24 protein-coding genes are annotated in these 25114 nt (G+C 71.0%); 13 read left to right on the plus strand and 11 right to left on the minus strand.

Features of this window, described 5'->3' with window-relative positions:
- Positions 1–41 precede the first annotated feature (41 nt).
- Positions 42–560 (minus strand): ATP-binding transcription factor AbmR, encoded by a 519-nt coding sequence (gene abmR, locus QSK36_RS27315; protein WP_182899906.1) that lies wholly within the window; start codon positions 558–560, stop codon positions 42–44.
- Positions 561–636: 76 nt separating this feature from the next.
- On the opposite strand from abmR, the gene QSK36_RS27320 reads away from it, so the two are divergent.
- Complete coding sequence (locus QSK36_RS27320; protein WP_285784349.1) at positions 637–2148, plus strand: DHA2 family efflux MFS transporter permease subunit; 1512 nt, start codon at positions 637–639, stop codon at positions 2146–2148.
- Positions 2126–2758, plus strand: a complete 633-nt coding sequence (locus QSK36_RS27325) for an acyl-CoA-like ligand-binding transcription factor (RefSeq protein ID WP_183542612.1) — start codon at positions 2126–2128, stop codon at positions 2756–2758. The genes QSK36_RS27320 and QSK36_RS27325 overlap by 23 nt, the downstream gene beginning before the upstream one ends.
- Here the strand turns inward: QSK36_RS27325 and QSK36_RS27330 are convergent.
- The gene (locus tag QSK36_RS27330; protein ID WP_285784350.1) at positions 2731–3732 is read right to left on the minus strand and encodes an NADP-dependent oxidoreductase; all 1002 of its coding nucleotides are present in this window, start codon (positions 3730–3732) and stop codon (positions 2731–2733) included. The two genes, QSK36_RS27325 and QSK36_RS27330, sit on opposite strands and share 28 nt — an antisense overlap.
- 96 nt (positions 3733–3828) lie before the next feature.
- Between QSK36_RS27330 and QSK36_RS27335 the strand changes: the two genes are divergently transcribed.
- Positions 3829–4425: a TetR/AcrR family transcriptional regulator gene (locus tag QSK36_RS27335; RefSeq protein ID WP_285784351.1), complete on the plus strand. Its 597-nt coding sequence runs from the start codon at positions 3829–3831 to the stop codon at positions 4423–4425.
- Here the strand turns inward: QSK36_RS27335 and QSK36_RS27340 are convergent.
- From QSK36_RS27340 to QSK36_RS27350, 3 genes are all read right to left on the minus strand, one after another.
- Positions 4394–5650, minus strand: coding sequence for a C40 family peptidase (locus QSK36_RS27340; RefSeq protein WP_285784352.1), 1257 nt, complete (start codon positions 5648–5650; stop codon positions 4394–4396). The two genes, QSK36_RS27335 and QSK36_RS27340, sit on opposite strands and share 32 nt — an antisense overlap.
- A gap of 165 nt (positions 5651–5815) precedes the next feature.
- A complete protein-coding gene (gene greA, locus QSK36_RS27345) occupies positions 5816–6316 on the minus strand; it encodes a transcription elongation factor GreA (protein WP_139577342.1) in 501 nt (166 codons plus the stop codon).
- A 75-nt stretch (positions 6317–6391) separates the two neighbouring features.
- Positions 6392–6817 (minus strand): DUF4307 domain-containing protein, encoded by a 426-nt coding sequence (locus tag QSK36_RS27350; RefSeq protein ID WP_285784353.1) that lies wholly within the window; start codon positions 6815–6817, stop codon positions 6392–6394.
- A gap of 151 nt (positions 6818–6968) precedes the next feature.
- On the opposite strand from QSK36_RS27350, the gene mca reads away from it, so the two are divergent.
- The 3 genes from mca to QSK36_RS27365 are packed head-to-tail and all read left to right on the plus strand — an operon-like array spanning position 6969 to position 8341.
- Positions 6969–7850, plus strand: a complete 882-nt coding sequence (mca, locus tag QSK36_RS27355; protein WP_285784354.1) for a mycothiol conjugate amidase Mca — start codon at positions 6969–6971, stop codon at positions 7848–7850.
- 9 nt (positions 7851–7859) lie between these two features.
- Positions 7860–8027 carry a hypothetical protein gene (locus tag QSK36_RS27360; RefSeq protein WP_167538770.1) on the plus strand — a complete coding sequence of 56 codons (168 nt, stop codon included), beginning with the start codon at positions 7860–7862 and terminating at the stop codon, positions 8025–8027.
- On the plus strand, positions 8024–8341 hold the full coding sequence (locus QSK36_RS27365) for a GNAT family N-acetyltransferase (protein ID WP_183542618.1): 318 nt from the start codon (positions 8024–8026) through the stop codon (positions 8339–8341). Before QSK36_RS27360 ends, QSK36_RS27365 begins: the two co-directional genes overlap by 4 nt.
- A gap of 36 nt (positions 8342–8377) precedes the next feature.
- Here QSK36_RS27365 and QSK36_RS27370 read toward each other — a convergent pair whose 3' ends face one another.
- On the minus strand, positions 8378–9538 hold the full coding sequence (locus tag QSK36_RS27370) for a hypothetical protein (protein ID WP_285784355.1): 1161 nt from the start codon (positions 9536–9538) through the stop codon (positions 8378–8380).
- Between the two features lie 11 nt (positions 9539–9549).
- Positions 9550–10569: a helix-turn-helix domain-containing protein gene (locus QSK36_RS27375; protein ID WP_285784356.1), complete on the minus strand. Its 1020-nt coding sequence runs from the start codon at positions 10567–10569 to the stop codon at positions 9550–9552.
- A 102-nt stretch (positions 10570–10671) separates the two neighbouring features.
- On the opposite strand from QSK36_RS27375, the gene QSK36_RS27380 reads away from it, so the two are divergent.
- Both QSK36_RS27380 and QSK36_RS27385 read left to right on the plus strand, forming a co-directional pair.
- Positions 10672–11700 carry a saccharopine dehydrogenase family protein gene (locus QSK36_RS27380; protein WP_285784357.1) on the plus strand — a complete coding sequence of 343 codons (1029 nt, stop codon included), beginning with the start codon at positions 10672–10674 and terminating at the stop codon, positions 11698–11700.
- A 530-nt stretch (positions 11701–12230) separates the two neighbouring features.
- Positions 12231–14258 (plus strand): thioredoxin domain-containing protein, encoded by a 2028-nt coding sequence (locus QSK36_RS27385; RefSeq protein WP_285784358.1) that lies wholly within the window; start codon positions 12231–12233, stop codon positions 14256–14258.
- Between the two features lie 21 nt (positions 14259–14279).
- On the opposite strand, the gene QSK36_RS27390 is transcribed toward QSK36_RS27385, so the two are convergent.
- Entirely contained in the window at positions 14280–15176 is an 897-nt protein-coding gene (locus tag QSK36_RS27390) for a LysR family transcriptional regulator (protein WP_285784359.1), read from the minus strand.
- A gap of 121 nt (positions 15177–15297) precedes the next feature.
- On the opposite strand from QSK36_RS27390, the gene QSK36_RS27395 reads away from it, so the two are divergent.
- Both QSK36_RS27395 and QSK36_RS27400 read left to right on the plus strand, forming a co-directional pair.
- A complete protein-coding gene (locus QSK36_RS27395; RefSeq protein WP_285784360.1) occupies positions 15298–15828 on the plus strand; it encodes a nuclear transport factor 2 family protein in 531 nt (176 codons plus the stop codon).
- A gap of 20 nt (positions 15829–15848) precedes the next feature.
- Positions 15849–17159, plus strand: coding sequence for an FAD-binding oxidoreductase (locus QSK36_RS27400; protein ID WP_352240996.1), 1311 nt, complete (start codon positions 15849–15851; stop codon positions 17157–17159).
- A gap of 53 nt (positions 17160–17212) precedes the next feature.
- Here QSK36_RS27400 and QSK36_RS27405 read toward each other — a convergent pair whose 3' ends face one another.
- Positions 17213–19705 (minus strand): transglycosylase domain-containing protein, encoded by a 2493-nt coding sequence (locus QSK36_RS27405; RefSeq protein ID WP_285784362.1) that lies wholly within the window; start codon positions 19703–19705, stop codon positions 17213–17215.
- 161 nt (positions 19706–19866) lie between these two features.
- The gene (locus QSK36_RS27410; protein WP_139577332.1) at positions 19867–20334 is read right to left on the minus strand and encodes an Lrp/AsnC family transcriptional regulator; all 468 of its coding nucleotides are present in this window, start codon (positions 20332–20334) and stop codon (positions 19867–19869) included.
- 96 nt (positions 20335–20430) lie between these two features.
- Between QSK36_RS27410 and hppD the strand changes: the two genes are divergently transcribed.
- From hppD to QSK36_RS27425, 3 genes are all read left to right on the plus strand, one after another.
- The gene (gene hppD, locus QSK36_RS27415) at positions 20431–21534 is read left to right on the plus strand and encodes a 4-hydroxyphenylpyruvate dioxygenase (RefSeq protein ID WP_139577331.1); all 1104 of its coding nucleotides are present in this window, start codon (positions 20431–20433) and stop codon (positions 21532–21534) included.
- 69 nt (positions 21535–21603) lie between these two features.
- Entirely contained in the window at positions 21604–22110 is a 507-nt protein-coding gene (locus tag QSK36_RS27420) for an RDD family protein (RefSeq protein WP_183542633.1), read from the plus strand.
- Between the two features lie 101 nt (positions 22111–22211).
- Positions 22212–23729, plus strand: coding sequence for a M1 family metallopeptidase (locus QSK36_RS27425; protein ID WP_183542635.1), 1518 nt, complete (start codon positions 22212–22214; stop codon positions 23727–23729).
- A 135-nt stretch (positions 23730–23864) separates the two neighbouring features.
- On the opposite strand, the gene ilvA is transcribed toward QSK36_RS27425, so the two are convergent.
- Positions 23865–25079, minus strand: coding sequence for a threonine ammonia-lyase (gene ilvA, locus QSK36_RS27430; protein WP_182899892.1), 1215 nt, complete (start codon positions 25077–25079; stop codon positions 23865–23867).
- Positions 25080–25114 lie beyond the last annotated feature (35 nt).

The following is a 25114-nucleotide window of genomic DNA, read 5'->3' on the forward strand; positions in this document are numbered from 1 at the left end:
ATAGGCCAATTCGAATGGTCCAGACCTCTGCGGAAATTGGTTCAGTCCAATCCGCCGGGGCCTTCCGCCCTGATCCGGTCCACGTGCTGGAGGGCATCGCGCAGGTCAGCGAGCCACGTGTCGGTGTGTCTGCCGACGAGCCTTACGCACCAGGCCAGCGCGTCGCTGCGGCTGCGCGCGACACCCGCGGCGACCAGGGTGTCGAGGACCTGCCGTTCCGGCTGGCGCAGCCGGGTCATGACGGGGACGGAAAGAGTGGTGAACATCACTGTCTCGTCGCCGACGACGACGCCCCAGGAGACCTTGCGGCGGAAGCGGTGCTCGGCCTCCCTGGCGATGTCGATCCTGCGCTCGCGCGTCTCCTCACGGAACCGCTCGACGTACCCCTCCATCGCCGCCGCACGCTCCACGTCGGGGAGCCCTTCGGCGACCGACAGCGGTGGAAGCGTGCCCAGCACGCTGATCTCCTCGCGGTCCACCACGACCTTGGGGGACTCGGCGAACCAGTCTTCCGGCAATCGGCCGGCGAACCAGGCACTCAACTGCTCTTCTGAATTCATGTAATCAACATTACATCGCTGCGCAATGATAGGCCGAGATTGACAGTTGCTACTTTTTGATAGTTACTTTTAAAACATGGCTACTCTCACTTCTCGGTGGTGGGCGCTCGGCGCCCTCGTGCTGAGCGCCCTGGTCATCGGCATGGACGCGACGGTGCTCAACGTGGCGCTGCCGACGCTCGCGGCCGATCTCCACGCCACGACCGGCGACCTGCAGTGGATCGTGGACGCGTACATGGTTCCGTTCGCCGCGCTGATGCTTCCGTCGGGCGCGATCGGAGACCGCTTCGGGCGCAGGCGCCTGCTGCTGGCCGGCCTGGCGGCCTTCGGGATCGCGTCGGTGTTCGCGACGTTCGCGGCGAGCACGGGCACCCTGGTCACGGCCCGTGCGCTCATGGGCGCGGGCGGCGCGGTGATCATGCCGCTGGCGACCTCGATCCTGCCGGTGATCTTCCCTCCGGCCGAGCGCGGGCGCGCGATCGCCGTCTTCACCGCCGCCATGGCGCTCGGCCTGCCCCTCGGCCCTATCGTGGGCGGCTACCTGCTCGACCACTTCCGATGGGGCTCGATCTTCCTCGTCAACATCCCCGTGATCGTCGTCGCGGTGGTGGCGGCCGCCGTGTTCATCCCCGAGTCACGTGATCCCGCCGCGCCCCGGATCGACGTCCCCGGCGCGCTGCTGTCGGTGACGGGCCTGGCGGCGCTGGTGTACGGCGTCATCGAGGTCCCGGCGCGCGGCTGGGGCGACCCCCGCGTGCTGGCCGGTCTCGGCGCAGGGGTGGCGCTGCTGGCGGTGTTCGTCCGCGTCGAGGCCCGCGTCCGGCAGCCGATGACGGATCTCGGCCTGTTCCGCAACCGCGTCTTCGTGTGGGGCGCGGCCGGCGCGACGTTCGTGAGCCTCGGCATGTCGGGTGTGTTGTTCGTCGTCCCGCAGCACCTGCAGGCCGTGCTGGGACACGACGCCTTCGGCACCGGCGTACGGGTGATCCCGATGGTGGCCGGGCTCATGCTCGGCGGCCTGACCGGAGAGCGGCTCACGGCGCGCCTCGGCCTGCGCGTGGTGATGCCGGCGGGCCTGGTCGTGCTCGCCGCCGGTTTCGGTCTGGGCGCGACGACCTCGATGTCCTCCGGGTACGGGTTCGTCGCGGCGTGGCTGGCCGTCCTCGGCGCGGGCGTGGGCCTGGCCATGGTTCCCGCCATGGACGGCGTGCTCGCCACGCTGCCGGAGGAGCGGTCGGGCTCGGGATCGGCGACCCTGCAGACCGTACGTCAGGTCGGCGGCGCGCTGGGCGTGGCCGGCCTCGGCAGCGTGCTCTCGGCGGCGTACGCCTCCGGACTGCCGGAGGGCGTCCCGGAGGCGGCGGGCGACTCGATCACGACGGCGGTGGCCCTGGCCGCGCGCACGGGGAACGCCGCGCTCCTGGACGCCGCCAGGGAGGCGTTCCTGAGCGGCATGGACCTGGTCCTGCTGGTGTGCGGCGCCGCGTCGGCGCTGGCCGCCGTCCTGGTGGCGGTCTTCCTACCGGGGAGTACGGCCGAGGACGGAAAGACGGCAGAATCGGGGCATGAGCTCACCACAGCGCGCTGACCGGACCCCGCACCCCTCCGATCGCGTTGTCACGAGCCTGCGCGAGCGCAAGAAGGCCAAGACCCGCAGGACCATCCAGGAGGAGGCCCTGCGGCTGTTCGCCGAGCAGGGGTACGAGGCCACGACGGTCGAGCAGATCGCGGAGGCGGCGGAGGTCTCCCCGAGCACGTTCTTCCGCTACTTCCCCACGAAGGAGGACGTGGTCACCCAGGACGACTACGACCCGATCCTCATGGAGGCGATCAAGGCCCAGCCGGCGGACCTGCCCCCGCTGGCCGCGCTGCGCGCCGCATTCCGCACCGCCTTCGAGTCGATCGGGGCCGAGGAACTCGATCAGGTCCTCGCCCGGACCAAGCTGTCCACCTCCGTGCCCGCGCTGCGGGCGCGGACCGTGGAGGGACTGTTCGCCACTATCGACACACTTGCGGGCGCGGTGGCCGAGCGGGCGGGCCGCGACCCCCGCAGCCCCGCCGTACGGACGCTCGTCGGCGCGGTCATGGGGGTCATGCTCCCGGCACTGTTCACGTGGGTGGAGCAGGACGGCAGGACGCCGCTGCCCGTGCTGCTCGACGAGGCCCTCGGCTACCTGGAGGCCGGGCTGCCGATCTGATCGGGCGCCACCCGCAGGACGATCTTCCCCTGGATGTGCCCGCGCTCCGCCCGCTCGTGGGCCTTCGCGGCCTCCGCGAGCGGGAAGACCGAGTCGACGCCGACGCGCAGGCGGCCCTCTTCGAACAGGCGTCCCAGCTCGGCCATCTGCTTTCCGTCCGAGTGGACCTGGCCGGATCGGAAGGTGATGCCCAGCTCGGCCGCGCGCTCCCGGTGGTAATCGCCGTGGAAGACCGGGCTGATCACGCCGCCGGGCCGCAGGACCGGCAGAAAGCGGTGCCCGTCCGGGCCGCCCACGCAGTCGATGAGCACGTCCACGTCCCGCACCTCGTCCTCCACACGGGTGGTCGTGTAGTCGAGGAACTCGTCGACGCCCAGCTCGCGCAGGAAAGTCTCGTGCCGCCCAGAGGCGACCCCGATGACGTACGCGCCCTGCAACTTGGCGAGCTGCACCGCGAAGTGGCCGACCCCGCCGGCGGCGCCGTTGACCAGCACCCTGCGGCCCTCGTCGAGCTTGATGTGATCGAAGACGTACTGGTAGGCGGTGAGCCCCGCCATCGGCACGGCGGCCGCCTCCACGTGGCTGAGGACGGCCGGCTTGCGGGCCAGCTGCAACGCGGGCGAGGTGGCGTACTCGGCGTATCCCCTTCCCCCGTTCTCCATCTCCAGGGAAGGGAAGCGCACGAGGCCGAACACCTCGTCGCCCTCCTGCCACTGGGTGATGCCGTGGCCGACGGCGGCGACCACGCCGGAGATGTCCGAGCCCGGGGTGTACGGCAGGGGAAGCGTGGGCCGCAGTTCCTCCGGGATGTTCGAGAAGCCCTTGCGGGCGTACCAGTCGGGCGGGTTCAGCCCGGCCGCGTGGACCTGGACGAGCACGTCTCCGATTCCCGGCTCGGGGCGGGGAACCTCCTCCACCGCCAGGACGTCTGGCTCGCCGGTCCTGTGCATGCGGACGGCCTTCATCGTGGGCATCGATCCTCCTGTTGATTCGGAGCGGCGCTCCAGATAATAATCGGAGCACCGCTCCGGATGTCAATGCTCCGGATGTCGAGGTGCGAGGATCGACGCATGACAGGCCGGCAGCAGCGCGCGGACGCGCAGCGCAACTACGAGCGCATCCTGGAGGTCGCCAGAACTGTGGTGGAGGAGCAGGGGACACAGGCGTCCCTGCGCGACATCGCGCGCCGCGCCGAGGTGGGCATGGGCACGCTCTACCGGCACTTCCCCACCAGAGAGGCGCTGCTGGAGGCGTTGCTCCGGCAGCGGTTCGACCGGCTGGCGGCCCGCGCCGGGGAACTGGAGGGCGCGGGCGACTCCCACGAGGCGCTGCGGCAGTGGCTGCGGGAGTTCCTCGGCGGCGCGAGCACCTACCGCGGTCTGACCGCCTCGATGATGACGACGATCAGCGACGAGGGCTCTCCCCTCCACGCGTCGTGCTCCGCGATGCGGGAGGCCGCGGGACGCCTGGTCGAGCGGGCCCAGGACGACGGCCGCATCCGGCCCGACATCGACGGGATGGACGTGTTCGCGCTCGTCAGCGCCGTCGGCTGGATCGCCGAGCAGGGCCCGGTCGTCGCCCAGCGCAGCGAGCACCTGTTCTCGCTCGTGCTGGACGGACTGGCCGCCGGCGCGGTCAGCGGACGCGCGCGGAGATCTGCGGACTGACCCGGACGACCCCGGCGAGGTTCTTGGTGTAGACGTTCGCGATCTTCACGACGTCTCCGGTGTGCGGAGCGTGCAGCATCTTCCCGTTGCCCCAGTAGATGGCGACGTGCGAGATGTAGCCGGGGTTGGTCGGATCGTTGCGCCAGAACAGCAGGTCGCCCGGCTGCGCCTGCGACAGCGGCACCTGCGGACCGGTGACCCACTGCTGGTACGTCACCCGCGGCATGCGCACGCCCGCCTGCGCGTACGCCCACTGCACCAGCCCGGAGCAGTCGAAGCTGTCGGGCCCCTCGGCGCCCCACACGTACGGCCGCCCGAGCTTGCCGACGGCCGCCGTGAGCGCGACCTTGAGCTGCTCCGCGGACATGAACGCGGTCTGCGGCCACACCGTGCGTCCCTTGGGCGTCACCACCACCGGGTTGATCGTGGCGACCTGGCTGCCCTTGGGCAGGATCTTCAGCAGCCTGAGGCGGAGCTTGCCGGAGTCGACCTTCGGCGCGCTCACGACCAGGGCGTTGCCGTCCGGGATGCCGAGCGCCGCCGCCGTCCCCTTCGAGACGATCGCCGCGATCGAGCCCATGCCCACCGTGGCGTACGCGCCGATGCGCAGGCGCCTGGCGCCGCTGTGGACCTGCGAGCCCAGCTGCACGCCGCCGTCGTTGCCGAGTTCGAAGGAGACCGCCATGTCGCCGGCGGCGATGTTGCGCCACAGCTCGTCGGAGGATGCCGTCACCTTCGGCGTGTACGACCGGAAGGTGGACGGGTCGACGCCCATCGTCGGCACCCGCTTGCCGTCCACGGCCACGTCGGCCGCGCCGGTCACCTCGGCGGCGGTCACGCCCTTCTCCCTGCGCACCTTCTCCACCACCTCGGGGGGAAGGGGCCGGTTGGCCACCACGAACAGGTGCGGGCGGATCAGCCGCTCCAGCGGAGCCACCGGCTGCTGCGTCACCGTCTGGGCGGCCGGGGCCTGGCGTTCCGGGGGCAGAGCCGATACGTCGCGGGCCTGCCGGGCCGCCGCCACGTAGCCGTGGCCCGTGCGCCGCTCGGACAGGGCCGTGACCACGCCCGAGTTCGCGGATTCCGACCTGAGCTCGCCGAGCACGAGCACGTCGACCGTCAGCACGGTGACGAGCGCCACGGCGATGAGGGGAACCGTCTTGCGCAGGCGCCCCGGGCGGGGCAGACGGGGGCGATAGGCCAGATCCTGACGAGCCTCGGACACGGCTCTCGCGAACTTCCTGCCTAAACGGGCGGACGGACGCGCTCGGCGGTCGAGCACGCTCTCACCCCTCCCGCGGCGAATGGTCCGGTCCACGACGAGACTGCCGCACGGCCGGGAATACCGCAAACCATTCCGGAATTCCCGGCCGGGGCGAAAAGGGTGGCTCTAGTTGCCGATGTACGGAACGGCCTCGAGGATCTCGACGGTGTTCTGCCTGCCGTTGGGCAGCGTGTACGTCGCCTTTTCCCCGATCTTCTTGCCGTTGATCGCGGACCCGAGGGGGGAGTTCGGCGAGTAGACGTCGATGGGCGCGCCGCTCTCCTCACGGGAGGCCAGCAGGAAGGTGACCTCCTCGTCGTCGCCGTCGAAGCGGACCGTCACGGTCATGCCGGGACCCACGATGCCCTCGGCGCGGGGAGCCTCACCGACCCTGGCGCTGTCCAGGATCTGCCGGAGGTGGAAGATGCGGGCCTCCATCTTGCCCTGCTCGTCCTTGGCGGCGTGGTAGCCACCGTTCTCCCTGAGGTCACCCTCTTCCCGGGCGGCTTCGATCTTCTTGGCGATGTCCGTGCGACCCGGGCCCGAAAGGTACTCGTACTCCTCCTTGAGGCGGTCGTACGCCTCTTGCGTCAGCCAGGTGACGTTGTCGTTCTGGGAGACGGCCACGGGCTCTCCTTGTTTCCGTAAGTGACTCGAAAGGCTGTCAAGTTAACGCCTTCGAACGCTTCCCCAAAGATTCCACTATACGAGATCGCAGTAGTCGACATGTACCGCTGTGGCCTGGGAACTCGTCCTCAACCGTTCGGTGAACTCGAGGTCCGACCGGCCCTCGGGAACGTCGATCTCACGGCTGCCGACCTCCAGGTGCTGGGTGTCGAGTGCCTGGATCCGGCACATCGCCGCCCGGTCGGCGGGCTTGTGCACGGTGAAGGTGATGACGGCGGAGTCCGCTGCGCTCGCGTCGAAGGTGATCACGTCGGCGCTCACCGAGGGGTTCCCGTTCGCGCGGAGCATGACATAGCCCCAGCCGCCCGCCATCACCGCCACGATCAGCGCGATCACGATGTACGGCACCAGCCTGGCGGGCCGCGCCGGGCGGGGCGCGAAGTCGTCCGGCGTGCCGAGCACCGGGCGTGTCCCCCGGCCGCCGGCCTCATCGGTGGGCATCGCGGAATCTCCCTGAGGATTGTCGGTGTTGTGCGAGACGATCGTCCGCACAAGTCGACCGTGTCGGCGACGCGGGCCATACCGGGTCCGGAACGCACGGTCCCTTAGAAGCTAACCTCTTTTCGTAGCCATAGAACACCTGAGGAGAGACGTGAGTGCACCGTTGAGGCTGATGGCCGTGCACGCGCACCCAGACGACGAGTCGAGCAAGGGCGCCGCCACGATGGCCCGCTACGTCGCGGAGGGCGCGGAGGTGCTCGTCGTCACATGTACGGGTGGTGAACGCGGCTCGATCCTCAACCCGAAGATGGACCGGCCGGACATTCTGGAGAACATGGGCGAGGTGCGCCGCCAGGAGATGGAGAAGGCGCGCGAGATCCTCGGCGTCCAGCAGCGTTTCCTCGGCTTCGTCGACTCCGGGCTGCCGGAGGACGAGAACGAGCCGCTGCCCGAGGGGTGCTTCGCGCTGCAGCCGCTCGAGGTGGCGTCGGCGCCGCTCGTCGCCGCCGTCCGGGAGTTCCGGCCGCACGTGATCCTCACGTACGACGACAACGGCGGTTATCCGCACCCGGACCACATCATGACCAACCGGGTGTCGGTCGAGGCGTTCGAGGCGGCCGGCGACCCCGACCGCTACCCCGGCACGGGTGAGCCGTGGCAGCCGCTGAAGCTCTACTACCACATGGGCTTCACCCGGGAGCGGTTCGAGGCGCTGCACAACGTCATGACCGAGCGCGGCATGGGCTCGCCGTACGCCGACTGGATCGCGCGGTGGGAGGACCGGCCGCAGAAGTGGGAGGTCACCACGAGGGTCCCGTGCGCGGAGTACTTCGAGATCCGCGATCTCGCCCTGCTCGCACACGCCACCCAGGTGGACCCGGACGGGTTCTGGTTCGTCTGCCCGCGTGAGCTGCAGGAGGAGATCTGGCCGACCGAGGACTACCACCTCGCGCGGTCGCTCGTGGACACCACGTTGCCGGAGGACGACCTGTTCGCGGGGATCGCCGCCGAGGTCACCCCTGCCTGCTCGTAAGCTGAAGGCGTGGATGCAACCAGCTACGGGCCGGGTCTCCTGGGCTTCATCGTCGTCGCCGCGATCGGTCTGGCTCTGTTCTTCCTGTTGAAGAACATGAACAAGCAGATGAGGAAGATCCAGGTGCCGCACGACCACCACGAGGACGAACGGCGCGGGAACGGGCCCGAGGCGTGAGCGCGGGCGCCCGGGTCGTCGACAACCCAGCCGCGTCGCGTTACGAGATCGTCGTCGACGGCGTGGTCGCCGGGTTCGCGCAGTACCGGTTGCGGGACGGCTCGATGGTCTTCCCGCACACCGAGGTGCGCGACGAGTTCGAGGGCCGCGGGCTGGGCGGCAGGCTGGTGGGCGGGGCCCTCGACGGAGCGCGGGCGGCCGGCCTGCGGGTCGTGCCGTTGTGCTCGTTCGTGGCCTACTACATCCAGCGGCATCCCGAATACCGCGATCTGGTGGACGACGACTACCGGGACCTGGTCGACACGCCCGGCTGATCCCTCAGCCGGGCGGTGTGGCCTTTCAGCCGGAGCTCAGTCGGGCAGCGGGCCCGAGGACCAGGCGCGCTCCAGCGCCTTGGGCAGGCCCCACCAGCCCAGCGGGGTCAGCACCTCGGCCCGGTCCACGATGCCGAGGTGCGCCCACAGCGGCGTCACCGCCGTGAACAGCATCTCCGTCGCCTCCAGGTCCTCCGGCTCGTCGGGGTCGATGTCGACGTCCTCGGAGTCGGCGATGAACCGGGCGATCCGCTCGGGCGAGGCGAGCACCCCCGGGCCGTACCGGACCAGGGTGATCACCGACGCGAGCCAGTCGGCGTGGTGGATGGCGCACAACGAGGCCAGTATCGAGTCCTCGTGGCTGAGCTCGCCCTCCATGTCGAAGAACCGGGCGGCGTCCTCCTCGTCCGGAAGGTCGGAGATCGGCGCGGCGATCCCGGCGGCGACGGTGAGCCACAGGTCCTCGTCCCGTTCGGGCAGCTCGCCGTCCTCCAATCCGGCGCAGGCGCGCAGCACGTTGCCCGGATAGCCGGGCCGGGTCAACGTCACGCGCAGCCGCCGCGCGGCCGAGCGGAGATCGTCCGCCGGAAAGGGCGGCTCCGGAAGGTCGTCGAGCACCCGCCGCAGCTCGCTCAGCGCGAACGCCTCCTCCTCGTCCCAGGCGGCGTACAGCTCCTGGTCCTGCTCATCGTTGACCACGACGTTGGGCACCCGGCCGTCCGGCAGCGGGGTGCCGAGCCAGCGCTCCTGGAGCTCCTCGTAGGCGTGCCGGGCGCCGGGGTCCCCCGCGGCCAGCGCGTCCGCGTCGATCTCCCCGGCCGCCAGCCGCTCCTCCAGGAACTCGACCAGCCGCTCGTACATCTCGGTGGCCACCGGGCCGCGCTCGCTCTCCTCGGGCCACAGGAAGTAACTGCGAGTGAGCATGATCGGCTCGGTCCCGCTGGACTCCAGCCAGCGCTGCACGTCGCCGACCGTCGCCACGCCGGACTCGATGCTCATCAGCACGGCTTTGGCCGACTCCCAGAACCTGGGCGACAGCGGGTTGCCCGCCGCGAGCAACTGCCGCCGCAGGTCGGGAAGGGCGACCAGGGCCTGTCCGGACGGCACGGCCAGCAGCACCCGCGCGACGTCGCGCCGCGTCATGGCGGCCGCGGGACGTCCCGAGTGCCTGATAGCGAAGTCCAGATCCAAGCCCACGTCCTGTGAGCCTACGCCGGGACGGGCCGGAACACATCCCCGCGGTCCCCCACGAGTTCCCCCGGACGTGGCGGCTCGCCCGTGCCGGGGCGCGTCCGCGAGCGAAAGGTGCGGCGGTAGGTGTCCGGAGGCACGCCGACCGTGCGGTTGAAGTGCCGGCGCAGCGTCGTGGCGGTGCCCATGCCGGTGGCCTCCGCGATGGCGTCGATGCCGTCGTCGGTGGTCTCCAGCAACTCCTGGGCGTGGCGGATCCGCTGAGTCAGCAGCCATTGCAGCGGGGTCGTGCCGGTGACCGACCTGAAGTGGCGGCTCAGATTGCGCGAGCTCATCCGCGCCTGTCGGGCCAGGTCCTCCACGGTCAGCGGATGGTCCAGCCGTTCGATCACCCAGGGGAACAGTTCGGCGAGCGGATGGTTGTCGGGAGCGGGCACCGGGGTGGTGACGAACTGGGCCTGGCCGCCGTCCCGGTGCGGCGGCACGACCAGGCGGCGGGCGACCGTGTTGGCGACCGAGGAGCCGTGGTCGAGGCGGACGAGGTGCAGGCACAGGTCCATGGCCGCGGCCTTGCCGGCGGAGGTGAGCACGCTGCCGTTGTCCACGTACAGGACGTCCGGGTCCACGTGCACCTGGGGGTAACGGGCGGCCAGATCTCGGGTGTGCGCCCAGTGCGTGGTCGCGCGCTTCCCGTCCAGCAGGCCGGCGGCGGCCAGCACGAAAGCGCCCGTGCAGAGGGAGGCCACCCGTGCGCCCGCCTCGTGGGCCGCGCGCACCGCGTCGACAAGATCGGCGGGTGGATCGACGTCGACGTCGGCCCAGCCCGGGACGATCACTGTGTCGGCGTGCGGGAGCCGGTCGAGACCGTGGTCGGGCTCCAGCCGGAACGGGCCGGCCCGCACGGCGCCCGGCCCGCAGACGACGAAGCTGTACCAGGGATCGGCCACGTGGGTCAGGTCGGTCCCGAAGACCTCGTACGCCAACGACAGCTCGAAATGCAGCATCCCGTCGGTGACGGCCAGCGCGACAGTGCTCATGTCCGGAATTGTATGAGTGATGGCGTTCCAGACACTCGTGGGAGACACCCGTCCTCGTCAGGATGTCCACGACAGCGGATCGTTTGAATAGGAGGAGAACCGATGGGATCGGGTCTCACGGTGGCGGTGTTCGGCGCATACGGGCACACCGGGCGCTTTGTGGTGGCACAGCTGCGGGATCGCGGGTTCGTTCCGGTTCTGTCCGGGCGCGACGCCGGCAAGCTGAAGATGCTGGCGTGCGAATCCGGGCTGGAGGCCCGCCCGGCGTCGGTCGACGACCCGGCCTCGCTCGACCGCGCACTGGCGGGTGCGGCGGCCGTGATCAACTGTGCCGGGCCCTTCGCCGCGACGGCCGCTCCCGTGATCGAGGCGGCACTGCGCGCCGGGATCCCGTACGTGGATGTGGCGGCGGAGATCGAGGCCAACGTCGACACGTTCGCGAACTTCGCGGGCCGCGCCCGCGCCGCGGGAGCCGTGATCGTCCCCGCTATGGCCTTCTACGGCGGTTTCGGCGACCTGCTGGCCACCGCCGCGATGGGCGACTGGACGGCGGCCGACGAGGCGCACGTCGCGTACGGGCTGAGCAGCTGGCACCCGACCGCCGGGACACGCGCCTCGGGCGTGGTCTCCGGGCAGCGGCGCGGCGGCCGGCGCGTCCGTTACGCGAACGGCCGGCTGGAGTACCGCGACGACAAGGCGCCGACCCTGGAGTGGCCCTTCCCCGACCCGATGGGGCCTCGGGCGGTGATTGGGGAGTTCACGATGGCCGACGTCGTCACCATTCCCAGCCACCTGTCCATCCCCGACGTGCGCACCTACATGACGGTCGAGGCCGCCAGGGACCTCTCGGACCCGGGCACGCCGGCGCCGGCCCCGGTCGACGAGCGTGGGCGGTCCGCCCAGACCTTCCTCGTCGACGTCGTCGTGCGCTCCGGCGGCAGCGAACGGCGTGCCGTGGCGAGAGGCCGGGACATCTACGCCGTCACCGCGCCGCTCGCGGTGGAAGCCGTCGACCGCGTACTCACCGGACGGACCAGGACCGTCGGCGTCGCCTCCGCCGGCGAGATCTTCGACGCCCTCGACTTCCTCCGCGCGCTGTCCCCGTACGTCTCCCTGGAACTGCGTCCATAGCGGGTGGACCGCCACGTCGGAGGCGCGCGGGCGTGACGTCCCCTGCTGATCAGCGTGGGCTATTCGGCATGCCACTGGTGCCGATGAATCACGCGAGTGACCTCGGAGCCTGTCCACTGCTCCGTACCCTGGTCGGGAGCGACGAAAGGCGGTGTCGATGAGCGCTCAGCCCGTCCACCAGCGTTCGGCCGAAGAGCCGCGCGTGCCGCGGACCATCGGTGGTATCTCAAACGCGCTCCGGGACGCCCGTCGGGCGCAGTTCTTCGCGGAGTTGCTGGAGGCTCAGCAGGGGCCGGAACTCGACGGCGTGCTCACGACCTGGTGGGGGCGAGCGATGCTCGACACCGATCCCCATCGTGACCGCGTCCGCCCGGCCGCCGAGGCGGGCACGCTGCCCACCACCACGATGGACGACATCGCCCGCCGCAGGCAGAGGGGTTGGGCATCGCCGAGTATCGCATCAGCCGGAAGGACCACCACGTCATCCTTACCCGGATCGTCCTTTTCTGACGGTGTGAGAGGCTGGCCCTATGAACCGGCTGGGTGGCGAGACCTCTCCCTACCTCCTGCAACACGCGGACAACCCGGTGGACTGGTTCCCCTGGGGCGAGGAGGCGTTCGCGGAGGCGCGCGGGCGTGACGTCCCCCTGCTGATCAGCGTGGGTTATTCGGCGTGCCACTGGTGCCACGTGATGGCGCACGAGTCGTTCGAGGACGAGGCCACCGCGCGGCTGATGAACGAGTTGTTCGTCAACGTCAAGGTGGACCGCGAGGAGCGGCCCGACGTCGACGCCGTCTACATGGGCGCGGTCCAGGCGATGACCGGGCAGGGCGGCTGGCCGATGACGGTCTTCGCCACCCCCGACGGGCACCCGTTCTACGCCGGCACCTACTTCCCCCGGCCGCACTTCCAGCGGCTGCTGCACGCCGTCTCGCAGGCGTGGGGGCAGGACCGGGAGGGCGTCCTGGCCCAGGGGGAGAAGGTCGTGGAGGCGCTCACCGAACGCACCGGGGCGCCCTCGGGCCCGCTGCCCACCGCCGAGACCCTCGACCTCGCCGTACGGAACCTCGCGGAGAGCTTCGACGAGCGGCGGGGCGGATTCGGCGGGGCGCCCAAGTTCCCACCGTCCATGGTCCTGGAGTTCCTGTTGCGGCACGGCACCCGGGAGGCCGTGGCCATGGCGGAGACGACCATGGAGGCGATGGCCAGGGGCGGCATGTACGACCAGCTCGGCGGGGGCTTCGCCCGCTACTCGGTCGACGCCGGCTGGGTGGTGCCGCACTTCGAGAAGATGCTCTACGACAACGCCCTGCTGCTGCGGGTCTACGCCCACTGGTGGCGCTCGACCGGTTCGGTCCTGGCCAAGCGGGTGGTCCTGGAGACCGCCGAATGGCTGCTGCGGGAGATGCGCACGCCCGAGGGCGCGTTCGCCTCGGCCCTCGACGCCGACAGCGAGGAACCGGACGGCGCCCACGGCGAGGGGGTGTTCTACGTCTGGACCCCCGATCAGCTCCGCGAGGTTCTCGGGCAGGACGATGCCGCCTGGGCCGCATCGGTGTTCGAGGTGACCGGCACGTTCGAGCACGGCACGTCGGTGCTCCAGCTCCTCGCCGACCCCGACGACCCGGCCCGGTTCGACCGGGTCCGTACGGCCCTGCGCGCCGCGCGGGAGCGGCGGCCACGGCCCGGCCGGGACGACAAGGTCGTGGCCTCCTGGAACGGGCTCGCGATCGCCGCCCTGGCCGAGGCGGGCGCGCTCTTCGACCGGCCGGACCTGCTCCAGGCCGCACGCGAGGCCGCCGTGCTGCTCGACGACCTGCACACGGTGAGCCGCGACCCGGCCCGGCTGCTGCGGACCTCCCGCGACGGCCGGGCGGGGGCCAACGCCGGCATGCTGGAGGACTACGCCAACACGGCCGAGGGCTTCCTCGCCCTCTATGGCGTCACCGGCGAGAGCCGGTGGTTCCACCGCGCCGGAGACCTGCTGGAGACCGTGCTGACGCGGTTCCCCGACGGATCCGGGGGGTTCTACGACGCCCCCGACGACGGCGAGCGGCTGTTCCAGCGGCCCCAGGACCCGACCGACAACGCGACGCCCTCGGGCCAGTTCGCGGCGGCGGGGGCGCTGCTGTCGTACGCCGCGCTCACCGGTTCGGCCCGGCACCGGGAGGCGGCCGAGGCGGCGCTGGGCACGGTCTCCGCGCTGGCGGAGCGGTACGCGCGGTTCGCCGGGTGGGGTCTCGCGGTGGCGGAGGCGGCGCTGCGCGGCCCCGCCGAGGTGGCGATCGTCGGCCCGGCCGACGACGCCCGCACCCGCGCGCTGCACAAGGCGGCCCTCATGTCCGGCACGCCGGGGCTGGTCGTCGCGCTGGGCACGGGACAAGTCAGCACAGGAGAAGCCGGCACGGGACACGCCGGCAGCGTGCCGGTGGACGTGCCGCTGCTCGAGGGGCGGGGCATGGTCGACGGCTCGCCCGCGGCCTACGTGTGCCGGCGGTTCACGTGCCGGGCGCCGGTCACCACGCCCGCCGAGCTGCGCGCCGAACTGGCCCAATAGAGGCGACACCGCGGCAGGTCCTCAGGCGTGGCCGCCGACCAGGCCGCCGGCCGCCTGGACGAAGGCGCGGACGCGTGCCGTGGAGTTGTCGGTTCTCCACAACAGACCCCATCGCAGCGGTGGGGCGTCGCTGAACGGGATGTAGGCGACGTCGGGCCGGACGTAGTAGCGCCTGGCCTGCGCGCCGACCGGAAGGACACCGTGGCCGGCGCCGATGAGAGTGAGCATCTCGTTGAACGTGGCGGCCGAGGGGCCCGGTTCGATCACCCGTCCGGAGGGCGTGGTGCGCGGGGTGCGGTCTTCGCGCAGGGAGTCGGGCAGCGTGCCGGGGAGCTGGAGCAGGGGAACCCTGGCCAGGTCCTCTAGGGAGACCGACTCCCGGCGGGCGAACGGGTGCCCGGACGGCACCGCGAGCATGCGCGCCTCCGACACCAGGACCGGTCCGGTGGCGATGCCGGGCTCCTCGACAGGGAAGGTGCCCAACGCGACGTCGACCTCGCCGTCGCGCAGCCAGGGCATGAGATCGACCATCTGCGCTTCCCGGAGCTGAACGTCGCAACCGGGCTCGCGCCGCCGCAGGAGTTCGGCCGCCCCGACGAGCAGTTGCCCGCCGGCGGCGCCGACGAAGGCGACCCGCAGCGTGCCGGTGAGGCCGCGGCCTGCGGCGACGGCCTGCTCGAACGCGGAGATGATCTGCTGCCAGGCGGGCCGCACCTCCTCGTGCAGCCTGCGTCCCAGCGGGGTCAGCTCCACCCGGCGGCTGGTGCGGTCGAACAGCGGGACGCCGACACGGCGTTCGAGCTTGGCGATGGTCTGGCTGATCCTGGAGGTGGACACGCGCAGGCGTTCGGCGGTGCGGCCGAAGTGCAACTCCTCGGCGAGGGTGAGGAACGCCTCCAGCTCGTGCCGATCCAGCATGATCCCCCCATCGTTAACTCAGGCTTCACGATCATTGCACAGGACCGCGTTGATCGGCTTCCTGCTCCGGTCGAGAGTGGACCCGTTCAGAAACCCCTCTGACCTGCGGCGGGAGTAGCCGATGTTCGTCACCCGTGAATCCGCGCTGTCCACTCACTCCACTCAGTCCGCCGACACGACCGCGGTCGTCCGGGAACTGCGGGACCACGCCGAGATCCTGGACGCCTTGTACCGGTTCGGCCTGGGCCAGGACCTGAAGGACGAGGAACTGTTCGCCTCGGCCTTCGCCGCCGAGGCGGAGCTGGACTTCCGCCCCGCGGCCGCCAGATGGGGCGGCCGGCCACCCCTGATGTCCGGGCGGGAAGTGATCGTCAGCACGATCCTGGCCATGTTCACCGGCCGGGTGGACACCACCCACCAGATCACCAATCCCCGGATCTCGGTCGACGGCGACACCGCGCGCCTGACCGCCCTGGTGGAGGCCCAGCACCTGCTCACCGCCGACCACGCCACCTTCGCCCTGCTCAAGAATCCGTACGACGTGGAGCTGGTCCGCGACGGCGAGCGCTGGGTCATCCGCCGCATGCGCATCCACAACGCCTGGTACACCGGCGACCCCACGGCCTTCTTCGGCCGCGCGGAAGCCGTCTGACCTGCCATCACGGAAAGAGAATGATCGTGAACGCTCTGAGCACCCTGCGCGCCACCGTCCGCGGCCGGGTCTGGTTGACCGGCGACCCCGGCTTCGACGCCTCCCGCCGTCCGTGGAACCTGGCCGTCGAACAACCGGTGGCGGCCGTGGTCGAGGCCGCCGACGCCGACGACGTCGCCGCACTGGTCCGGCACGCGCGCGCCGCCGGGTTGACCGTCGCCGCCCAGCCGAACGGGCACGGCGCCACCGGCCGCACCGACGGCGCCGTCCTGCTGCGCACCCGGCCACTGGACGCCGTGGAGATCGATGCGGCCGCCCGGCGGGCCCGCGTCGGGGCCGGCGTGTCCTCGGGCCGGCTGCAGGCAGCCGCCGCGCCGTACGGACTGACCGGCCTGCCGGGCAGCTCTCCGGTCGTCAGCGTCGCCGGCGTCGCCCTCGGCGGCGGGCTCAGCTGGTTCGGCCGCACCTACGGCTGGGTCGCCGACAGCGTCACGGCCTTCGACATCGTCGACGCCGAGGGACGACAGCGGCGCGTCACGGCCGACGCCGACCCCGACCTGTTCTGGGCCCTGCGCGGCGGGGGCGGTGACTTCGCGATCGTCACCGCCCTGGAGCTGTCCCTCCACCCCGCGCCACGACTGTATGGAGGGCGGGCGCTGTGGCCGGCCGAGCACGGGCCGGACGTGATGGACGCCTACCGGCGGATCACCGCCGCCGCACCGGACGAGCTGACCGTCTGGCTGGACCTGCTGCATTTCCCCGGCTCCGCGCCCATGGTGGCCGTGGACGCCGCATACCTCGGTGAGGCGTCCGAGGCTCGCGACCTGCTGGCGCCCCTGGACCGCCTTCCCCGGCCGCTGTCGGACACCCGGCGGACCATGCCGGTCTCCGAACTCGGGTCCATCACCGCCGAACCCACCGCCCCCGGCGCCGGCTCCTCTCGCGGAGAACTGCTGACCCGGCTGGACGACACGACGGCCAAAACGCTGCTCGCCGACCCCGTCGCCCCGCTGCTGAGCGTGCAGATCCGTCATCTGGGCGGCGCGTTCGCCCGCCCGTCCGACAGCCCGCACGGACCGCTGGCCGAGCCGTACGCGCTCTACCTCTTCGGAGTCCCGGCCGACCCGGCGACGGCCGAGGCGATCACGGCCAAGCAGCGCGCGCTCGTCGAAGCCCTCCCCGTCGGCGGGCGCAAGCCCTTCACCTTCCTCAACCCGCAGGAGAGCGTGGCCGACGCCTTCACCCCCGCCGTGCTTGACCGCCTCCGTGACGTCAAGCGCCGCCACGACCCCCATGACGTCTTCCGCGGCAACTTCCCTGTCCTCGCCTGAACGTCACAGTCGCCCGCAACTGGAGTGCCCGGCTTGAGCCGTCAATTGAGCCGTCAACGGGCGGGAACCTGAGCGACCGGAAGCTGCGGTCCGGGGATCTGCGCGACCGGGCCACTCTGACCACCGTGGCCCGTCTGGCCACTCTGGCCATCCTGCCCGTTCTGGCCGTTCTGACTGTTCTGGCCGGTCTGGCCGGTCTGGCCGGTCTGGTCGGTCCGCCTGGTGCCCACGTCGGTCTGGCCGGTCCGCCTGGCACCCGCGTCGGATCTGGTGGTCCCCGTCTCGGGAGCGGCGCGGGTGGCGGCGTCCGGGGCACCCGTATCGCGGGTGCGGCCGGTGCCGGTCGGGCCGGTCGCACCGCCGATGCCGTTCGCGCCGCCTCTCGGGCCGGCCTCGCCGTCCTGGCCGGTCGCGCCCTGCTGCTCCTCGTCCGCCCCTGTGGGCGGACCGGGCACGCCGGGCGCGTCGGGGCCGGGCACCGTCACCCCGTCACCCGGCCCGTACGGCATGGGCGACCCGGCGGGCCCCGACGGATATGCCGTGGGAGCCCCGCTCTGCTGGGGCATGGCCATGCCGTAGGTGTCCCAGTAGTAGGGGTTCCACGTGACCGGGTCGGGGAACTCCCGGACCGGCTTGTCCTCCATGGCGGTGCTCATGAAGGTCTTCCAGATCTCGGCGGGCAGCGTGCCGCCGTACAACTCGCCGTAGCCGGGGACGGTCACCGGCTTGTTGTCGTCGCGGAACATGTCGACCGCGACGGCCAGCTGGGGGACGTAGCCGGAGAACCAGACGGCCGCCGACTCGTCGGTGGTGCCGGTCTTGCCCGCCACCGGGCGGTCCCACAGCCGCGCGGCCGTGCCGGTGCCGCTGCGCACCACCTGCTCCAGCGCGTACGTCGTGTCGGCGGCGGTGTTCTCGCTGAAGGCCCGGGTGCCGGATGGGGCGAACTTCCGGGTGAGTCCGGTGCTGTCGGTGACCGTACGGATCACATGAGGCTCATGGTGGATGCCCCCGGCGGCGAAGGTGGCGAAGCCGGAGGCCTGCTGCACGGCGCTCACCGACGCCACGCCGAGGGGCAAGGTGGCGGCGCTCTGGTGGGGGGCGAGCTGCCCTGCGGGGATGCCGGCGGCCCGCGCCGCGGCGACGACCTTGTCGAGGCCGATCCGCTGCCCCAGGTCCACGAAGGCGGTGTTCACCGAGAACTGCGTCGCCTGGAGCAGTGTGATCGCCTGCCCGTACGACTTGCCCCCGGAGTTCGGGATGTCGGCGGAGCCGATGCGAATGGGAGAGTTGCCGTAGACCAGCGTGTCGAGCCCGTATCCGGCTTCGAGCGCGGCGGCCAGCGTGTAGGGCTTGAAGGTCGAGCCGGCCTGGACCTTGGCGGAGAAGGCGTTGTCGTACTGGTTTGTCTCGTAACGACCGCCATAGAAGGCGACGACCTCGCCGGTCGCGGGATCGACGGCCGCCAGGCCGGTGCGGACCTTTTTGGGGGTGTCGTCCGGCAGGACCGACTTGACCGCCTGCTGGGCCTGCGCCATGAGCTTCTTGTCGAACGTGGTGGTGACCTTCAGGCCGCCGTGGTTGATGTCCTCGTCGGTGTAGCCGAGCCGGTTCAGCTCCGCGCGCACCTGCGCCAGCATGTAGCCGTTCTGGCCGCCGAGGGACAACGGCGCCCGCTGCCTGGCGAGCGTGGGGAACACCTGGGCGTCGGCCTCTTCACGGGTGATCGCGCCGATCTCGCGCATGCCCCGGATCACCGACGTCCACCTGGTCTTCACCGCGTCGAGCGCGGCCCCGGTCGGGTTGGCGAAACGGGTGGGCTGCTGGATCACGGCGGCGAGGTAGGCGCCCTCGGCCGCCGTCAGGTTCTGCACGTCCTTGTCGAAGTAGGCCCGCGCGGCGGCCTGGATGCCGTAAGCCCCCCGGCCGAAGTAGATGGTGTTGAGGTAGCGCTCCAGCACCCAGTCTTTCTGCTTGGAACGATCCACCTTCAGCGCGATCATGATCTCCTTGAGCTTGCGCCCGATGGAGCGTTCCTGACCGAGACCGCTGTAGTAGTTGCGGACCATCTGCTGGGTGATCGTCGAGCCGCCCTGGAGCTGGCGGCCGGTGACCGTCGACCACACGGCGCGGGCCGTACCGGACAGGGAGACGCCCTGGTCCTGGTAGAACGTCCGGTTCTCCGCCGCGATGACGGCGCTTCTGACGACCTGGGGGACCTGCGTGAGCGGCACGTTCTTGCGATTGACGCCCTCGGTGGCGAGAACCGTCCTGCCGTCCCGGTAGTAGATCACCGAACCCTGGGCCGTCGCCAGTTCCTGGGTGCTGTCCGGGATGGGGGTCAGCGCCCACACCACGGCGAGGAACACGACGAGCCCGACGATCCCGGTGGCCAGGCTCACGAGGAGGACACGCGGCAGCCGTCTTCGTCGGCGAGGCTTCGGCGCGCCGCCGTCCCCGCCGCCTCCTCCCCCGTTCGGGCCGCCGAGTGACGCCTGCGGTTCCGCGGCGCCCTCCTCGATCGGGCCCTCCTCGGCGCTGTCCACGCTGTGACCCCCGATAAGTCCGATACCCCCGCTACGCCCTTTTGTGCCCTCTGAGCTGGGCGGATGGAACCACGGTAAACGATGGCCATCGATGGTCCGGCACTTCCCGCGACGTCTGTGGAAAAGCCTGCCCCGGGCAAAGGACACCGTGGAAAACCGCGTCAGCCCCCGGCCGCGCGGACGAGCGGAAGGGTCCGGTACGGCACCGGCGTGTCGAGCGCGATCACCGATTCGGTCCTGACGACGCCCTGCACGTCCACGATCAGGTCGATGACGCGCTGGAGGTCGGCGTTGCTGCGGGCGACCACGCGGCAGAGCATGTCTCCCCCGCCGGTGATGGTGTGGACCTCCAGGACCTCGGGGATGAGCGCGAGCTGGTCGGCCACCGGCACGTGTCCCGCGACCTGCCTGATGTGCAACGTCACGAACGCCGTCACGTCGAAGCCGAGCGCGGCCGGATCGATGTCCGGGCCGTAGCCGGTGATGACTCCCTTCTCGGCCATCCGGTCGAGCCGGGCCTGCACCGTGCCCCGGGCGACGTTCAGCCTGCGGGAGCACTCGAGCACGCCGATCCTGGGCTCGGCGGCCAGCAGTGCGACGAGCCGGGCGTCGAGATGGTCAATCGTCATAACGATTTCCCCTTGCATGAAGCGAAGACTGAGCATATTGTCCACCGAATCAACTCACTGTTGCGCAAATTGGCCACGCCAACGGACAGTTGACGCATGAACGATGTCTTTCCGGTTCACGGCATGGACGCGGTGGTCTTCGCGGTCGGCAACGCGAAGCAGGCCGCCCACTACTACTCGACCGCCTTCGGGATGCGCCTGGTGGCCTACCGGGGGCCGGAGACGGGCAGCCGCGACGAGGTGGCGTACGTCCTCGTGTCGGGCTCGGCCCGGTTCGAGCTGCGCGGAGCCGTACGCCCGGGCACGCCGCTCGCGCGTCACGTGGCCGAGCACGGCGACGGCGTCATCGACCTCGCGCTGGACGTGCCGGACGTGGAGGCGGCCTACCGCCACGCGCTGGAGCAGGGGGCCCGGGGGCTGGAGGAGCCCCACGTGGTCGAGGACGACCACGGCAAGGTCGTGGTCGCGGCCATCGCGACCTACGGCGAGACCCGGCACACGCTGATCGACCGCGCCAACTACACCGGGCCCTACCTGCCGGGGTACGTCGCGGCCGAGCCCATCGTCGCGCCGCCCGCGGTGAAGAACGGCCGGCTCTTCCAGGCGATCGACCACTGCGTCGGCAACGTCGAGCGCATGGAGGAATGGGTGGAGTTCTATGAGAAGGTCATGGGCTTCACCAAGATGGCGGAGTTCATCGGCGACGACATCGCCACCGAATACTCGGCGCTGATGTCCAAGGTCGTCGCGGACGGCACCCGCAAGGTCAAGTTCCCGCTGAACGAGCCCGCCGAGGGCAAGAAGAAGTCCCAGATCGAGGAGTTCCTGGAGTTCTACGGCGGCCCTGGCGTGCAGCACATCGCGCTGGCCACCAACGACATCGTCACGACGGTCGACGCCATGCGCGAGGCGGGCGTCGAGTTCCTCGACACGCCCGACTCCTATTACGACGACCCGGAGCTGCGCTCCCGCATCGGCGAGGTCCGCGTGCCGGTCGAGGAGCTGAAGAAGCGCCGCATCCTCGTGGACCGCGACGAGGACGGCTACCTTCTGCAGATCTTCACCAAGCCGGTGGTGGACCGTCCGACCGTCTTCTTCGAGCTCATCGAGCGTCACGGGTCCCTCGGCTTCGGCAAGGGCAACTTCAAGGCGCTCTTCGAGGCCATCGAGCGCGAGCAGGAACGCCGCGGCACCCTCTGACACGGCCTCTGACGCACCCTTTGCGCGCGCCCGGCTTTGACCGAAGGGCGGCGGGGTGACCATTCAGCCATGGGAACACCGCCGCCTCCGGGAAGCCCGCACGAGGAACCGAGGATTCCCTGGACGCCCCCGCCCTTCGGGCAGACGGCGCCGCGGCTCGCCGGCCGCTGGCGCCGCCTGTTCGCCGGGATCGTGGACGCCGTGCTCGTCGGGCTCGTCACCTCGCCGCTCACCTGGGACAACTGGAGGGTCGTGTACGACAGCACGACGGGGGCGGTGGCGCGGGTCCCGGTCGGCAACGGCCTTCTCCTCGGAGTGATCGGGTTTTTCTACTTCTGGCTGCTCCAGTCGTTCTGGAACGGCCAGACGGTGGGCAAGAGGCTGTTCGGCATGCGCGTCGTGCGGGAGACCGGGGAGCCGGCCGGTCCTGGGCCGATCGCGGTGCGGCAGGCGGTGGAGATCGTGCTGGGCTGGCTGTGCTGCCTCGGGCTGGTGAACCTCGCGTGGATCCTGTTCGACCGCAGGAAGCAGGCCCTGCACGACAAGGCGGCCCGGACGGTCGTCGTGGACGCCTGAGACCCGCCCGCCCGCGGACCCCGGCGACCCCCGCGAGCAGGGAAAACGTCCGGAGTCACTACCCGGACCACACCGCGGCCTCGCGTAGAGTTGCCAGACATATGTCCACGCATCGTCTTCCTCCGTTCCCCGCACCGACCACGACGCCGACCACCACGCCGACCGGCGTGCGGGCCGGCAGGTCGGTCTCCGCCCTGATCTGTGCCGTGGCCGTGGCGGCCGCCACGGCCTGCGCGCCGTCCGAGGGCGCGGTCGCGCCGTCCCAGGCGGCGGCGGTCGCCCCGGCGTCACCGGGTGCGGGCGCGTCGAGGAGCACCACGGGCGCCCCAGGGATCGGCGACCCGGACTTCCCCAGCGACGGCAACGGCGGCTACGACGTCCAGCACTACGACCTGCGCCTGTCGTACGACCCGTCGTCGAGGAAGCTCGCGGGCAGCGCCACGATCGAGGCGAAGGCCGCACAGGACCTGACGTCGTTCGACCTCGACCTGCACGGGCTCACGGTGAGCCGGGTGACGGTGGACGGCGGGGCCGCCTCGTTCAGCCGGGGCAAGGACGAGCTCGTGATCGAGCCGGGCAAGCGGATCTCGAACGGCGACCGGTTCGCGGTCACGGTCGACTACTCGGGCGTGCCAGAACCGATGCGCGACTCCGCCAACCTCGGCGAGTACGGCTTCATCTCCACCGCGGACGGTGCGTTCGTCACGTGTGAGCCGAACGGCGCGAAGACCTGGTTCCCGTCGAACGACCACCCCTCGGACAAGGCGACCTACGACTTCCAGATCACCGTTCCCGAGGGGCTGACCGCGATCGCCAACGGCGAGATGGCCGGGACGCCGCAGACCAGGGCGGGCAAGACGACCTTCGTCTGGCAGGAGAAGCACCCGATGGCGAGCTACCTCGCCACGATGACGACCGGGAAGTTCCAGATCCGCACCGGCACGAGCGACAAGGGCCTGCCGATCTACGTCGCCGTCGCCGACTCCTTCCGCGGCTCGCTCGGCCAGCTCCTCACGCAGACGGGGAAGATCACCGACTACTGGTCGACCGTGTTCGGGCCGTACCCCTTCTCCTCCACCGGCGGCGTGATCGATGACTACGCGGCGGGGTACGCGCTGGAGAACCAGACCAAGCCCATCTACGGCGGCTTCTCCCCCGAGCCCGCGATCATCGCGCACGAGCTCGCGCACCAGTGGTTCGGCGACAGCCTGAGCATCGCGCGCTGGCGGGACCTGTGGCTGAACGAGGGCTTCGCGACGTACGCCGAATGGCTGTGGGCGGAGCACACCGGTCAGTACACGGCCGACTCGGCCTTCAAGCGCTACTACGCGAACGCGGCGGACTCGATGTGGGCCTACCCTCCGGGCGCGGCCCGCGCCGACGACCTGTTCAGCGCGGCCGTCTACAACCGCGGCGCGATGACGCTGCACGCCCTGCGCAGGGAGATCGGCGACGACAAGTTCTTCCCGCTGATCAGGGCGTGGACCGACGCCCACAGGTACGGCAACGTCACGACGCAGGAGTTCATCGCGCTGGCCGAGCGCGTGTCGGGCAAGAACCTCAAGGGGCTGTTCGACGCCTGGCTGTTCCAGCCGAAGCGTCCCGCCCCGATCACCTGACCGTCCACACCGGGGGGCGACCCCCGGACCCCCGCAAAGGCCGGGTCAGGTGATCCTCACTTCGCTCCGGGTCACCTGACCGGCCACACCGGGGGGCGACCCCCGGACCCCCGCAAAGGCCGGGCCCAGGAGAGGCTAGGAGAACAGCAGCTTGTAGCCGTCCCGCCGCAGCGCGCTCAGCACCTCGTCGCAGTGTGCCGGGCCACGGGTCTCCAGTTGCAGCAGGACCTCGGCCTCCTCCAGATGCAGGCGGGAGCCGAACCGCTCGTGCACCACGTCGAGCACGTTGGCGCCGAGGTCGGCCAGCCGGGCCAGCAGCGCGGCCAGCGCCCCGGGACGGTCGGTCAGCCGGATGCGGAAGGCGAGGTAGCGGCCCGCCGCCGCCAGGCCGTGCCGCAGCACCCTGGCCAGCAGCAGCGGGTCGATGTTGCCGCCCGACAGCACGACGACCACCGGCGGCTCGAACGCGTGCGGCTGGTCGAGCAGCGCCGCGACCCCCGCCACCCCGGCCGGCTCCACCAGCAGCTTCGAGCGTTCGAGGCACAGCAGCAGGGCCCGCGACAGCGACTCCTCCGAGACCGTCACGACGCTGTCCACCAGATAGTGGATCAGCTCGAACGGCAGCTCGCCCGGCCGCCCGACCGCGATGCCGTCCGCCATCGTCGACGTGGGCTCGACCATGACAGGACGGCCCGCGGCCAGCGAGTCGGGGTAGGACGCGGCCCGCTCGGCCTGTACGCCCACCACCTTGATCCCCGGGCGCTGGGACTTCACCGCGAGCGCGACCCCCGCCGCGAGACCGCCGCCGCCGATGGGCAGCACGATCGTGGCCGTGCCGGGAAGCTGCTCAAGGATCTCCAGGCCGACCGTGCCCTGCCCGGCGACCACGTCGGGGTGGTCGAACGGGTGGATGAACACCGCGCCGGTCCGGTCGGCGTGCTCCCTGGCCGCCTGCAGGGCCTGGTCGACCGTGTGCCCCGCGAAGACCACGTCCGCGCCGTACGCCCGGGTGGCCTCCACCTTCGGCAGCGGCGCGCCCTCGGGCATGTAGACGGTCGACTTGGCCCCGACCAGCGACGAGCCCAGCGCCACGCCCTGCGCGTGGTTGCCCGCGCTGGCCGCCACCACGCCCCTGGCCCGCTCCTCCTCGCTCAGGCGCGCGATCCGCACGTACGCCCCGCGGATCTTGAACGACCCGGCCCGCTGGAGGTTCTCGCACTTGAGGTGCACCGAGCCGCCGACGATCTCGGACAGCACCCGTGAGTGCAGGACGGGCGTCAGCGCCGCCACTTCCGACAGCAACTCGCGCGCGGCGACGACGTCGTCGTACGTCACCTGTGGGACAGCCATGTGCCAATCATCACAGGTTCCGGGGGGCGACACGC

Origin of the sequence: Microbispora sp. NBRC 16548, from assembly GCF_030268985.1 — a bacterium.
GTDB lineage: Bacteria > Actinomycetota > Actinomycetes > Streptosporangiales > Streptosporangiaceae > Microbispora > Microbispora catharanthi.

Excerpts from the sequence above, each read along its gene's own strand:
- abmR (WP_182899906.1), bottom strand. The coding sequence starts at position 560 with ATGAATTCAGAAGAGCAGTTGAGTGCCTGGTTCGCCGGCCGATTGCCG.
- QSK36_RS27320 (WP_285784349.1), top strand. The coding sequence starts at position 637 with ATGGCTACTCTCACTTCTCGGTGGTGGGCGCTCGGCGCCCTCGTGCTG.
- QSK36_RS27325 (WP_183542612.1), top strand. The coding sequence starts at position 2,126 with ATGAGCTCACCACAGCGCGCTGACCGGACCCCGCACCCCTCCGATCGC.
- QSK36_RS27330 (WP_285784350.1), bottom strand. The coding sequence starts at position 3,732 with ATGCCCACGATGAAGGCCGTCCGCATGCACAGGACCGGCGAGCCAGAC.
- QSK36_RS27335 (WP_285784351.1), top strand. The coding sequence starts at position 3,829 with ATGACAGGCCGGCAGCAGCGCGCGGACGCGCAGCGCAACTACGAGCGC.
- QSK36_RS27350 (WP_285784353.1), bottom strand. The coding sequence starts at position 6,817 with ATGCCCACCGATGAGGCCGGCGGCCGGGGGACACGCCCGGTGCTCGGC.
- QSK36_RS27375 (WP_285784356.1), bottom strand. The coding sequence starts at position 10,569 with ATGAGCACTGTCGCGCTGGCCGTCACCGACGGGATGCTGCATTTCGAG.
- QSK36_RS27380 (WP_285784357.1), top strand. The coding sequence starts at position 10,672 with ATGGGATCGGGTCTCACGGTGGCGGTGTTCGGCGCATACGGGCACACC.
- QSK36_RS27385 (WP_285784358.1), top strand. The coding sequence starts at position 12,231 with ATGAACCGGCTGGGTGGCGAGACCTCTCCCTACCTCCTGCAACACGCG.
- QSK36_RS27390 (WP_285784359.1), bottom strand. The coding sequence starts at position 15,176 with ATGCTGGATCGGCACGAGCTGGAGGCGTTCCTCACCCTCGCCGAGGAG.
- QSK36_RS27395 (WP_285784360.1), top strand. The coding sequence starts at position 15,298 with ATGTTCGTCACCCGTGAATCCGCGCTGTCCACTCACTCCACTCAGTCC.
- QSK36_RS27400 (WP_352240996.1), top strand. The coding sequence starts at position 15,849 with ATGATCGTGAACGCTCTGAGCACCCTGCGCGCCACCGTCCGCGGCCGG.
- QSK36_RS27410 (WP_139577332.1), bottom strand. The coding sequence starts at position 20,334 with ATGACGATTGACCATCTCGACGCCCGGCTCGTCGCACTGCTGGCCGCC.
- hppD (WP_139577331.1), top strand. The coding sequence starts at position 20,431 with ATGAACGATGTCTTTCCGGTTCACGGCATGGACGCGGTGGTCTTCGCG.
- QSK36_RS27420 (WP_183542633.1), top strand. The coding sequence starts at position 21,604 with ATGGGAACACCGCCGCCTCCGGGAAGCCCGCACGAGGAACCGAGGATT.
- QSK36_RS27425 (WP_183542635.1), top strand. The coding sequence starts at position 22,212 with ATGTCCACGCATCGTCTTCCTCCGTTCCCCGCACCGACCACGACGCCG.
- ilvA (WP_182899892.1), bottom strand. The coding sequence starts at position 25,079 with ATGGCTGTCCCACAGGTGACGTACGACGACGTCGTCGCCGCGCGCGAG.